The sequence below is a fragment of the Ruegeria marisrubri genome (genome assembly GCF_001507595.1).
GTDB lineage: Bacteria > Pseudomonadota > Alphaproteobacteria > Rhodobacterales > Rhodobacteraceae > Ruegeria > Ruegeria marisrubri.
Genome location: NZ_LQBQ01000012.1, coordinates 238906 through 251079 on the forward strand (window position 1 = coordinate 238906; position 12174 = coordinate 251079).

The 12174-nt window shown below is 66.3% G+C and carries 10 protein-coding genes; 6 read left to right on the forward strand and 4 right to left on the reverse strand.

Features of this window, described 5'->3' with window-relative positions; translation table 11 throughout:
* The first annotated feature begins 1 nt into the window (after position 1).
* Together AVO45_RS08190 and AVO45_RS08195 are read left to right on the forward strand one after the other, a co-directional pair.
* Entirely contained in the window at positions 2-2293 is a 2292-nt protein-coding gene (locus AVO45_RS08190; protein WP_068345789.1) for a xanthine dehydrogenase family protein molybdopterin-binding subunit, read from the forward strand.
* On the forward strand, positions 2271-3347 hold the full coding sequence (locus AVO45_RS08195; protein ID WP_068346670.1) for a DUF2235 domain-containing protein: 1077 nt from the start codon (positions 2271-2273) through the stop codon (positions 3345-3347). Before AVO45_RS08190 ends, AVO45_RS08195 begins: the two co-directional genes overlap by 23 nt.
* 4 nt (positions 3348-3351) lie before the next feature.
* Here the strand turns inward: AVO45_RS08195 and AVO45_RS08200 are convergent, their stop codons facing one another.
* Both AVO45_RS08200 and metF read right to left on the reverse strand, forming a co-directional pair.
* Positions 3352-3837 carry a PaaI family thioesterase gene (locus tag AVO45_RS08200; protein ID WP_068345791.1) on the reverse strand — a complete coding sequence of 162 codons (486 nt, stop codon included), beginning with the start codon at positions 3835-3837 and terminating at the stop codon, positions 3352-3354.
* 59 nt (positions 3838-3896) lie between these two features.
* Positions 3897-4763 carry a methylenetetrahydrofolate reductase [NAD(P)H] gene (gene metF / locus AVO45_RS08205; protein WP_068345793.1) on the reverse strand — a complete coding sequence of 289 codons (867 nt, stop codon included), beginning with the start codon at positions 4761-4763 and terminating at the stop codon, positions 3897-3899.
* 97 nt (positions 4764-4860) lie between these two features.
* Here metF and AVO45_RS08210 point away from each other — a divergent pair, with 97 nt between their 5' ends.
* A complete protein-coding gene (locus tag AVO45_RS08210) occupies positions 4861-5766 on the forward strand; it encodes a LysR family transcriptional regulator (RefSeq protein WP_068345795.1) in 906 nt (301 codons plus the stop codon).
* 109 nt (positions 5767-5875) lie between these two features.
* Complete coding sequence (locus tag AVO45_RS08215) at positions 5876-6661, forward strand: inositol monophosphatase family protein (protein WP_068345797.1); 786 nt, start codon at positions 5876-5878, stop codon at positions 6659-6661.
* A gap of 109 nt (positions 6662-6770) precedes the next feature.
* Here the strand turns inward: AVO45_RS08215 and AVO45_RS08220 are convergent, their stop codons facing one another.
* Both AVO45_RS08220 and putA read right to left on the reverse strand, forming a co-directional pair.
* Positions 6771-7514, reverse strand: coding sequence for a rhomboid family intramembrane serine protease (locus AVO45_RS08220; RefSeq protein ID WP_068345805.1), 744 nt, complete (start codon positions 7512-7514; stop codon positions 6771-6773).
* 41 nt (positions 7515-7555) lie between these two features.
* Positions 7556-10957 (reverse strand): bifunctional proline dehydrogenase/L-glutamate gamma-semialdehyde dehydrogenase PutA, encoded by a 3402-nt coding sequence (putA, locus tag AVO45_RS08225; RefSeq protein ID WP_068345807.1) that lies wholly within the window; start codon positions 10955-10957, stop codon positions 7556-7558.
* 103 nt (positions 10958-11060) lie between these two features.
* Between putA and AVO45_RS08230 the strand changes: the two genes are divergently transcribed.
* Both AVO45_RS08230 and AVO45_RS08235 read left to right on the forward strand, forming a co-directional pair.
* On the forward strand, positions 11061-11549 hold the full coding sequence (locus AVO45_RS08230; protein WP_068345809.1) for an Lrp/AsnC family transcriptional regulator: 489 nt from the start codon (positions 11061-11063) through the stop codon (positions 11547-11549).
* Positions 11550-11579: 30 nt separating this feature from the next.
* Entirely contained in the window at positions 11580-12146 is a 567-nt protein-coding gene (locus AVO45_RS08235; protein ID WP_068345811.1) for a tetratricopeptide repeat protein, read from the forward strand.
* The last annotated feature ends 28 nt before the right edge of the window (positions 12147-12174 follow it).

The following is a 12174-nucleotide window of genomic DNA, read 5'->3' on the forward strand; positions in this document are numbered from 1 at the left end:
AATGGAGAAGTTCGGCAAGAGCCAGCCGGTCAAGCGGGTCGAGGATGTAAGGTTCCTGACGGGGCAGGGGCATTACATGGACGATGACGTGCCGGGCGATGCCCTGTTCGCCGCGTTCCTGCGCAGCCCGGTTGCCCATGCGCGGATCGTGGCGCTGGACCTGGAGGCCGCGCGAGAGGCGGAGGGGGTGCGGCTGGTGCTGACCCATGACGATCTGCGCGCGGCCGGTGTCGATACGGTCATGAGCGCCACGGTGGTTCCCAACCGAGACGGTTCCAAGGGCGCGGCGCCCGAGCGGCACATGCTGGCGCGCGACCGTGTCCGCTTTGTCGGAGAGCCGGTCGCGGTGGTCATCGCCGACACGATGGAACAGGCGCGGGATGCGCTGGAGCTGATCGATCTGGAGACCGAGGATCTGCCGGCCAAGATGGACGTGGCCCCCGGTGGCGAGACGATCCACCCCGAGGCGCCGGACAACCGCGCCTTTGACTGGGGCGTGGGGGACGAGGAGGCGACGCGGGTCGCCTTCGAGGCGGCGGCGCATGTGGTATCGCTCAGCGTGCATGACAACCGGGTCATCGCCAATTCGCTGGAGCCGCGCGGCTGCCGGGCCGAGTGGCGCGACGGGCGGTTGCATTTCGCCTATGGCGGGCAGGGCGTCTGGGGGATGAAGGCGCAGCTGGCCGAAAAGCTGGGGCTGGAGCCCGACGCCGTCCACGTCACCACGCCCGACGTGGGCGGGGGCTTCGGCATGAAGGCCATGCCGTATCCCGAGTATTTTCCCGTTGCGGTGGCGGCCAGGATCACCGGACGCCCCGTCCATTGGATGTCGGACCGGACCGAGGCGATGCTGACCGACAATCACGGCCGCGACCTGACCTCGGTGGCCGAGCTGGCCTTTGACGCGGAGTGCAGGATCACCGCCTACCGGGTGCGGACGCGCTGCAACCTGGGGGCCTACAACAGCCATTTCGGGCAGGCGATCCAGACCAACCTGTTCAGCCGGGTTCTGACCGGCGTCTACGACATCCAGACGGTCTGGCTGCAGGTCGAGGGGTTCTACACCAACACCACGCAGGTCGATGCCTATCGCGGGGCGGGCCGGCCCGAGGCGATCTATGTGCTGGAGCGGGTCATGGACCGGGCCGCGCGCGAGCTGGGGGTCGATCCGTGGGAGCTGCGGCGGCGCAATTTCATCCGGCCCGAGGCATTCCCCTATCGCAGCGCGACGGGCGAGACCTATGACGTGGGCGCGTTCGACAGGATCTTGTCCCGCGTGCAGGAGCAGACGGCAGGGTTTGCCGAGCGCAAGGCGGCGGATGCCGCGCGTGGCCTGCTGAGGGGGCAGGGGCTGTGTTACTATATCGAAAGCATTCTGGGCGACCCTACCGAAGGCGCAAAGGTGGAATTCTGCGAGGACGGGACGGTGAACCTCTATGTCGGGACGCAATCGAACGGGCAGGGGCATGAAACGGTCTATGCCCGGTTCCTGTCGGACCAGACGGGTATTCCGGCCGAGATGATCCGGGTGGTGCAGGGCGACAGCGACCGCATGGCGCAGGGCGGCGGCACCGGCGGGTCGCGCTCGGTCACCACGCAGAGCCATGCCACGCTGGCCACGGTGGACAGCATGGTCGCCGCATTCACGCCATATCTGGCTGATAAGATGGGCGTGGAGGCGAGTGACGTGAGTTTTGACCACGAGACCTTTCGCGCGCCGGGCTCGAACCTGACGCCCACCTTGCTGGAAGCGGCCGAAATGGCGCGCGCGGACGGCCGCAGCGATCTGCTGCGACACGAGGCACGGGCCAGGCTGCCGGGGCGCAGCTATCCCAACGGGGCGCATGTTGCCGAAATCGTGATCGACCCGGAAACCGGATTCACCCATGTCAACCGCTATACAGTGGTCGATGATTTTGGTAACCTCATCAACCCGATGCTTGCCGAGGGACAAGTTCACGGAGGCGTAGCACAAGGCATCGGACAGGCGCTGTGCGAGCATGTCGTTCACGACGAGGACGGGCAACTGCTCACGGCGTCGTTCATGGACTACGCCTTGCCGCGCGCCGCGGAAATACCCATGTTTGAATTTACCTCGGTGCCGGTTCCGTCAACGGCCAACCCGATGGGCATGAAAGGCTGTGGCGAGGCCGGAACGGTGGGCGCGCTGGCCGCCGTGGCGAACGCGGTGCAGGACGCTCTTTGGGGGTGCGGGGTGAGACAGGCCGACATGCCGTTCACACCCCGAAAGGTTTGGGAAATGGTGCAACATGGTTCTGTCGAGGCTGAGTAGGAAGATATTGGGATGGCTCGGACGCCCGCTGAGCTCCGAACATTCCGCGGAAACGAAACACCGAGAGGCGATCACCCATGTGATCATTCTGGACGGCACGATGTCCACGCTGGAGCCCGGGTGCGAAACCAACGCGGGCCGGACATACCGGCTGTTGCAGGAAATGGGCGGGCAGGTTTCGGTTTTCTACGAAGCCGGCGTTCAGTGGACGAACTGGAAAACCACGCCCGACGTGATGATGGGGCGCGGGATCAACCGGCAGATCCGCCGGGCCTATGGATACCTGGCCTCTCGTTACAAGCCCGGCGACAGGATTTTCCTGATGGGATATTCACGGGGCGCCTTCGGGGTGCGCAGCCTTGCCGGGGTCATCGAGAAGGTGGGGCTGCTCAGGGCGGAACATGCCACCGAGCGCAACATCCGGCAGGCCTATCGCCATTATGAGAGAGATCCTCACAGTGAGTATGCCGCCGCCTTTCGCCGGCAGTTCTGCCATGACGACGTGCCCATCGAGATGGTCGGCGTCTGGGACACGGTCAAGGCGCTGGGGCTGAGGCTGCCCCTGCTGTGGCGGCTGGCCGAAGAGCGGCATGCGTTCCACAACCACCAGCTGGGCCCGAGTGTCCGGCATGGCTATCACGCGCTGGCCTTGCACGAAACGCGCGGGGTGTTCGAGCCGGTGTTGTGGGACAGTTCGCTGGACACGACGGGGCATGTGGAACAGGTCTGGTTCCGCGGCACGCATGGCGATGTCGGTGGCCAGCTTGGCGGTTTCGAGGAGGCCCGGCCGCTGGCGAATGTCTCGCTGATCTGGATGCTGGAACGGGCGGAACGGCACGGGTTGCCGCTGCCCGCGGACTGGCGCAGCCGGTTCCCCGCCGATCCGGATGCGCCCTCGGTCGGCACATGGCGCGGATGGGGAAAGATCTTTCTGTTTCGCAGCCATCGCACGGTCGGCAAGGACCGGTCAGAGCGTCTGCACGAGTCGGTCAGGCCCGAGGCTCTGCCCGACTGGGTGCCGGTGCCCGAATTGCAGTCGCACCCGGCGCAGTGACGGATCAGCCGCGCGGCAGGTTCAAAACGATGCAGGTGGTCGAGCCGGTGGCGTAAAGCCTGCCATCCTCGACGCCGCGAATCTCGCCATGCGCGACGCCGGTCGAGCGCCCGACATGGTCGGCGACCCCGACGCATTCGACCTCGGTGCCGATGGGAATGCCCCGGATGATGTTGATCTTGTATTCCAGCGTCGTGTAGGCCGCACCGCGCGGCACGCCGGTCTGGACCGCGCAGGCCATCGCGCTGTCCAGCAGCGTGCCATACCAGCCGCCATGCACCGAACCCAGCGGGTTGCAGACATCGAAGGTCGGTGTGCCGCGAAAGGCCACGCGCCCCTCTTCCACCGAGTGCAGATGATAGCCCAGAACCTTGGAGATCGGCGGGGCGGGCAGTCGTCCGTCCAGAATGCCCTGCATGAATTCCAACCCCGACATGTTGGCCATGTCGGCAGGCCGCAGCAGTTCTTCGACGGATTTGGCGTGATGCATCTGGCGCGTTCCCTTGTAGATCGAGGGAACGCTACCAGCCACGGAATTTCCGGCAAGTTTTACGCCACGTTCTGCAGCGACACCTTCGGCGCGACACCCAGGGCGTGACAGACGTCGCGGGTCAGTTCCGGGCGGTTGAGCGTGTAGAAATGCAGCTTGTCCACGCCGCCCTCGATCAGCTCCGAGCAGAGCTCGGTGCAGATCGCGGTGGCGAGCAGGTCCTGACGGTCGTCGCGCACGGCCTTTTCGAAGGCCTGTTCCACCCAGGCCGGGATCCGGGTGCCGCAGCGTTTGGCGAAGTTGCGGGCGCCCTTCCAGTTCTCGATCGGCAGGATGCCGGGGGTGATCGGCTTGTCGATGCCGGCCTTGGCGCAGGCGTCGCGGAAGCGGAAGAAGGTCTCGGCCTCGAAAAAGAACTGGGTCAGCGCCTCGTCCGCGCCGGCGTCCAGCTTGGCCTTGAGCCAGTCGATATCCGCGGCGGCGCTGGCGGCCTCGGGGTGGATGTCGGGATAGGCGCCGACGCGGATCGAGAATTTGCCGGTATCGGCCAGCGCCTCGATCAGTTCGACCGAGTTGGCAAAGCCGCCGGGATGCGGCCGGAACCGGCCTTCGCCCTTGGGCGGGTCGCCGCGCAGGGCGACGATGTCGGTGACGCCGGCCTGGGCAAACTCGTCCGCGATGGCCAGGGTTTCCTCGCGCGTCGCGCGCACGCAGGTCAGGTGGGCGGCAACGTTGAGGCCGGAATGGTCGTGCAGCGTGGCCACCGCCTCGCGCGTCAGTTCGCGGGTGGTGCCGCCCGCGCCGTAGGTGACCGAGACGAACCGCGGGGCCAGCGGCGCCAGCGCCTGCACCGTGTCCCACAGGCGAAACGAGGCCTCGAGGGATTGAGGCGGAAAGAACTCGAAGGAAATCTCGGGCGCGGTCATGATGGGTCTCAACTATGTTGGCTTGGCCTCTTGTGGCACAGGCCGACCTGTGAAACAAACTCATATTGTTCAACAACAACATGAGGCGTCTTTGGGGATGCACATCGAGTTTCGTCATCTGCGCACCATCAAGGCGATCCACGACTGCGGCGGGCTGGCCCGCGCGGCGGACCAGCTGAACATCACGCAGTCGGCTTTGAGCCATCAGATCAAGGGGTTGGAGGAGCAGGCCGGGGTCGAGCTGTTCCTGCGCCGGTCGAAGCCGATGAAGCTGTCGGCGGCCGGGCTGCGCCTGTTGCGGCTGGCCGAGCAGATCCTGCCGCAGGTCGAGGCGATGCAGGCCGAGTTCTCGTCGCTGCGGGACGGGCGGGCCGGGCGGATGCATATCGCCATCGAGTGCCATGCCTGTTTCGAGTGGCTGTTTCCCGTGCTCGAGGCCTTCCGCAAGTCGTGGCCGGATGTCGATGTGGACATCCGCCCGGGTCTGGCCTTTGACGCGCTGCCCGCGTTGCAGAAGGAAGAGGTGGATCTGGTGGTGTCCTCGGACCCCGAAGACCTGCCGGGCGTCGAGTTCGTGGAGCTGTTCGACTACAACCCCGTGTTCGTCGCGGCGGCCTCTCACCCCCTGGCGCAGAAGGATTACATCGAGGCCGAGGATTTCCGGGGGCAGACCCTGATCACCTATCCGGTCGAGCGCACGCGGCTGGACGTGTTCAGCCAGCTGCTGATCCCGGCAAGGGTCGAGCCGGCGGTGATCCGGCAGGTGGAACTGACTGCGGTGATCCTGCTGCTGGTCGCCTCGAACCGGGGCGTGTCGGTCCTGCCCGACTGGGTGGTGCGCGAGGTGAAGTACAACTCGGATTACGTCACCCGCCCGCTGACGAAAGAGGGGATAACCCGCAGGCTTTATGCCGCGGTGCGCTCGGAAGACCTGGAGAAACCCTATGTTCAGGAGCTGGTGGCGCTGGCGCGCAGAGAGGCCCGCAAGCTGCAGGCGCAGTAGGCGGAGAGCCCCGCCACGATCGTCGGGGCTGCTATGCGCATCAAGCCTCTTGGCAAGCCCCGCTTGCGACAGTATACGCGCGGTTTGACCGGACAGGAGCCCCAGGACAATGATTGGCAGTGCAAATCTCAACATCATGATCAAGGCCGCGCGCAAGGCGGGGCGGTCTCTGGTCAAGGATTTCCGCGAAGTCGAGAACCTGCAGGTGTCCATGAAGGGGGCGGGGGATTTCGTTTCGAAGGCGGATATCGCTGCCGAGAAGATCCTCAAGGAAGAGCTGATGGGCGCGCGCCCGACCTATGGCTGGCTGGCCGAGGAAGGCGGAGAGATCGAGGGCGAAGACCCGACCCGCCGCTGGATCGTCGATCCGCTGGACGGGACCACGAATTTCCTGCACGGTCTGCCGCACTGGGCGATTTCCATCGCGCTGGAACACAAGGGCAAGATCGTCGCCGGGGTGATCTATGACGCCGCCAAGGACGAGATGTTCTTTGCCGAGAAGGGTGAGGGCGCGTGGATGAACGAGAGCCGCATCCGGGTGTCCGGCCGCCATCGGATGATCGAATCGATCTTTGCGACCGGTCTGCCTTTTGGCGGGCGTTCGGATCTGCCCGCGACCCTGCAGGATCTGGCGCGTCTGATGCCGGTCTGCGCCGGCGTGCGGCGCTGGGGCTCGGCGGCGCTGGACATGGCCTATGTGGCCGCCGGCCGCTATGAGGGGTTCTGGGAGCGCCGTCTGAACGCTTGGGATATGGCCGCCGGAATCATCATCGTGAAAGAGGCCGGGGGGCTGGTGCAGCCGCTGGATCCCGAGGGCAGCATCCTGTCCGACGGTGAGGTGATCTGCGCCAACGAGCCGATCTTTGACGGTTTCGCCAAGGTGATCCGGGGCTGACGCCCCGGTTCCGGCGCCGGGCGCCGGAGCCTCCGGCGGGAGTATTTGCGAAAAGATGAAGACTTGCGCGCCAAGGTGCGAAGCGCTGGCGTGTGCGTGGTCAGGACGCTCAGCGGCGCGGCACCTTGGGGATGCGCGAGGGGGAGAGTTTGTATTTGTGTTCCGGGTGCGGCGGATGGCCGTGCGTGCGGCTCCAGTAATTCGGTCCGCCGCGCCTGAGCCAGAGCGGAACGCTCAGCACAAGGCCGACGATGAACCCTCCGGTATGCGCCCAATAGGCGACCCCGCCCTGATCCGGGTCGCTGCCGATGCCGCCCAGGAACTGCATGCCCAGCCAGACCCCGAGCATCACGAAGGCCGGGATCGAAAAGACGCGGATGTAGATGACGATGATCAGCAGGATGTCCACGCGGGCCTTGGGAAACAGCAGGAGATAGCCGCCCATGACCCCCGCAACCGCCCCCGAGGCGCCGATCGTCGGCACGGCCGAGGTCGGGGCCGCGACAACATGCATCAGCCCGGCGCCGATGCCGCAGACGAGATAGAAGATCAGGAAGGGGAGATGCCCCATTTCATCTTCGAGGTTGTCGCCGAAGATCCACAGAAACAGCATGTTGCCCGCAAGGTGCATCAGGCCGCCATGCAGGAACATCGAGGTGACCAGCGTGTGAAGGCCGTACCCGTCGGTGATCCGGGCCGGGATGACCGCGTAGTCGAAGAAGATGCGGTTGATCAGTCGCGGGTCATCCATCGCCCCCACGTAGCTCAGGAAGACCAGGATGTTGGCCGCCATGAGCGTGTAGACGACGAAAGGCGTGCGCCCGGACGGGTTGTGGTCGCGGATGGGTATCATGCGGTGACGCTGGGCCTTTCGCGGCCCAGCGTCAAGAGCGCTCAGGCAGCGCCGCCCAGCAGCGCGGCGTTGCCGCCCGCGGCGGTCGTATCGACGCAGACATGGCGTTCGCCCAGAACGCGGGCGCGGTCGGGCTCACCGGGGATCAGGGGGATGATCGGCCCGTCGCGGCGCGAGAGGTGCAGTTCGATCTCGCGGGCGGTTTCTTCGTCGCCCCACCACAGAACGCCCGAGATGCCCTCGAGGCTCTCCAGCACGCTCGGATCCAGCCGGCCGGTGGCGCAGATCGTCGTGCCGCCCAGGGCGTGAACGCTTTCGGCCTGTTTGCGGACGGTCTCCTTTCCCGGGCCGAAGCACAGGAGCGGCGCGCGGGGGATCTCGCTCAGGCGGTTCGATTCGCCGGTCGGGCCGGGCAGGGTGCGAGTCAGGACCGGCGAGGGCGTTCCCGTCGGTTCGGGCAGTTCGGTCATCGCCTCGGTCCAGCTTTCATCGGAGTGCTGGCGGTTCGGGGCCAGAAAGCGCGGCATGTAGTTCGGTCCGCCCGCCTTGGGGCCGGTGCCGGACAGGCCTTCGCCGCCGAAGGGTTGCGAGCCGACGATCGCGCCGATCTGGTTGCGGTTGACATAGATGTTGCCCGCGTGGATCGCCTCGGTGACGTGCTGCACGCGGTCGTCGATGCGGGTATGCAGGCCGAAGGTCAGGCCGTAGCCGGTGGCGTTGATGTCGGCGATCACCTGATCGATCTCCTGCGCCTTGAAGCGGGCGACGTGCAGGACCGGGCCGAAGATCTCGCGTTCCAGCGCGCCGATGCCGGGCACCTCGATCAGGGTCGGGGCGATGAAGATGCCCTCGGGCGGGATGGGCAGTTCCTTGAGCACGCGGTTCTCGGTGCGGGCCCTGGCGACGTGGTCGGCGATGCCCTGACGGGCCTGTTCGTCGATCACCGGGCCGCAATCGGTCGAGAGCAGCCACGGATCGCCCACCGACAGCGCGTCCATCGCGCCCTTGAGCATGGTCAGCACGTCATCGGCGATGTCGTCCTGCAGATACAGGCAGCGCAGGGCGGAACAGCGCTGGCCCGCCGACTGGAAGGCGCTTTCGATGATCGACTGCACGGCCTGTTCGGGCAGGGCGGTGCTGTCCACGATCATCGCGTTCAGCCCGCCGGTTTCCGCGATCAGCGGTGTGCCGGGTTTGAGGTTCTGGGCCATGGCGGCGCGGATTTTCAGGGCCGTCGCGGTCGAGCCGGTGAAGGCCACGCCCGAGACGCGCGGGTCAGAGGTCAGCGCGGCGCCGACCGACGGCCCGCCCGGCAAGAGTTGCAGGGCATCGCGCGGCACGCCGGCCTCGTGCAGCAGTTGAACGGCCCGGTGGGCGATCAGCGGGGTCTGCGGCGCGGGCTTGGCCAGCACGGCGTTGCCGGTGGCCAAGGCCGCCGCGATCTGGCCGGTGAAGATGGCCAGCGGGAAGTTCCACGGGCTGATGCAGGTGAAGGTGCCCGCGGGCTCGCCCTCGGGGATGTTGGCGGCGTAGTAGCGCAGGAAATCCACCGCCTCGCGCAGTTCGGCCACCGCGTCCAGCAGCGATTTGCCGGCCTCGCGCGCCAGCAGGGCGAAGATTTCGCCATAGTTGGCCTCGTAGAGATCCGCGGCGGCGTTGAGGATCCGTTTCCGTTCGTCGGCATCGGTGCGCCACGGGGATGCGGCGGCGAGTGCCAACTCGACATCCGAGGCGCTGGCCGGGGCGACGGTGCCGGGGCGGTCCTGCGGGTGGGCGGGGTTGGTGACCACCTCGTCGGCCTCGGGCGAGGCCTCGTCGGCCAGAAGCGGGCGGGCATACCAGTGATGGGCGCGGAACGCGTCGCGCGCCGCGTCGATCGCATCCAGCGTCGGCGTATGGGCCAGGTCGAACCCGCGCGAGTTCGGGCGCTCGGGCAGGAACAGCTCGGGGCCGGTGGGCAGGTGTTTCGCGGGCTCTCGAACCGCCTCGAACGGGTCGGCGGCGACCTCTTCGGGGGGGACGTTCTCGTCGACGATCTGGTTGACGAAGGAACTGTTGGCGCCGTTTTCCAGCAGGCGCCGCACCAGATAGGCCAGCAGGTCGCGATGCGCCCCGACCGGCGCGTAGATGCGGCAGCGGGTGTTCTGGCGCTCCATCACCAGCCGGTGCAGGGTTTCGCCCATGCCGTGCAGGCGCTGGAACTCGAAGGGCTGGTCCTCGGCCATGTGCAGGATCGCGGCGACGGTGTGGGCGTTGTGGGTGGCGAATTGCGGATAGATCCGGTCGGTCATGCCCAGCAGCTTGCGAGCATTGGCGATGTAGGAGATGTCGGTCGCCGCCTTCTGGGTGAAGACCGGGAAGCCGTCGACGCCCTCGACCTGCGCGCGCTTGATCTCGGTATCCCAGTAGGCGCCCTTGACGAGCCGCACCATCAGCTTGCGGTCATGACGTTCGGCCATGTCATAGAGCGTATCCAGCACCAGCCCCGCGCGCGGGCCGTAGGCCTGCACCACGATGCCGAACCCGTCCCAGCCCGCAAGCGCCGGTTCGGCCATCACCGCCTCGATCACCTGCAGCGACAGCGACAGGCGGTCGGCCTCTTCGGCGTCCACGTTCAGGCCCATGCCGGCCGCCTTGGCCAGCAGCGCCAAGGCCCGCAGGCGCGGCACCAGTTCGTGCATCACGCGCTCTTCCTGGGCCACCTCGTAGCGGGGATGCAGGGCCGACAGCTTGACCGAGATGCCGGGGTTGGCGCGGATGTCGTCATGCGTGCAGGCCTCGGCAATCGCGGCGATGGCGCGGGAATAGGCAAGGTGATAGCGCGCCGCGTCCGCCTCGGTGCGGGCGGCCTCGCCCAGCATGTCGTAGGAATAGGTATAGCCCTTGGCCTCCATCCCGGCGGCGCGTTTCATGGCGGACTGGATGGTTTCGCCCAGAACGAACTGCCGGCCCATCTCCTTCATCGCGCGCCCGACGGCGGTGCGGATCACCGGCTCTCCCAGACGCTTGATGGCGCCGCGCAGGGCGCTGACCGGCGAGGCCTTGCCCTCGTCCAGAACCTTGCCTGTCAGCATCAGCGCCCAGGTCGAGGCGTTGACCAGCGACGAAGAGGAGTGGCCAAGGTGCTTGCCCCAGTCCGAGGGGGCGATCTTGTCCTCGATCAGCGCGTCGATCGTGTCGGCGTCGGGCACGCGCAGCAGTGCCTCGGCCAGGCACATCAGCGCGATGCCTTCGTCGGTGGACAGGCCGTATTCGGCCAGGAACACCTCCATCAGCCCCGGCGCGGTGCTGGAGCGGATGTCGCGCACCAGTTGCGCGGCCGCCTCGCAGATGGCGGTGCGGTCGGCTTGGGTCAGGGCGGCCTGCTTGGTCAGGGCGGCCAGAATGGCGGATTGATCGGCATAGGTCTGGCTGTCGATCAGGGTGCGAAGGGCGTGTGTCATGGTCTCTCCGGGCTTTTTGCCGATTATATACCCCTGAGGGCGGGACAATCGCCTGAAATTCTGTTACCAGAAGCCGATTGTCCCGAATTTCTGGTGGAAAACAATGCAAGCGAACTTTCCCGGTCTGGACCGCTTCGACCAGGCGATCCTCAAGGTTCTGTCCGAGGACGGGCGGATGTCGATTGCCGACCTTGCCCGGCGGATCGGCCTGTCGAAATCGCCGACGCAGGCCCGTCTGAAACGGCTTGAGGCCGAGGGGATCATCACCGGCTACCGCGCGCTCGTCGATCCGATCCGGCTGGGGCTGGACCATGTGGCCTTTGTCGAGGTGCGTCTGACCGATACCCGCGAAAAGGCGCTGGCCGAGTTCAACGCCGCCGTCCGCAAGGTGGGTGAAATCGAGCAAGCCCATATGATCGCGAGCAATTTCGACTATCTGCTCAAGGTGCGCACGCATTCGATGTCGGAATACCGCGCGGTTCTGGCCGAGAAGATCTCGTCGCTGCCGCATGTCTCGAGCACCTCGACCTTCGTGGCGATGGAGGCGGTCAAGGAAACCGGACTGTTCGGTCCGCTCGAAAACGTGAGTTGACCGAAGGACGCAATCGGTCAGCATTGGTGCATGAGACGGTTAGCCTTTTTCCTTTCGTTGTCCGCAATCGCGGGCAGTCCCGCCGTGGCCGAAACCTGCCCTGCGGCCCCCGACCATTCGGAAAGCCTGAATGCCTTGATCGAGCAGGTTAAGCGGGCAGAGACCGAGCGGGATGCGCGCCTGATTTCAAACCAGATGTGGGAATACTGGGCCGATGCGCCGAACGAGCAATCCCAGGCGATTCTGGATCGCGGCATGAGGCGTCGGCAGGCTTGGGACCTGCTGGGGGCGCTGGAGGATTTCGACAAGCTGGTCGAATACTGCCCCGAATATGCCGAGGGCTACAACCAGCGGGCTTTCGTCAATTTCCTGCGGCAGGATTTCCGGACGGCTTTGGAGGATCTCGATCGCGCGCTGGAACTGTCGCCGCGCCATATCGGGGCGATGAGCGGGCGGGCGCTGTCGCTGATGGCCCTGCAGCGGATCGACGAGGCGAGCAGGGCGCTGGCCGAGGCGCTTGAACTGAACCCGTGGCTGCCCGAACGCGGCCTTGCCGCCCCCGGCGGTCCTTTGGAATTGAAGGAAAAGGACATCTAGGGGACGGTTTGCCCGGGGTCGGGCGGCG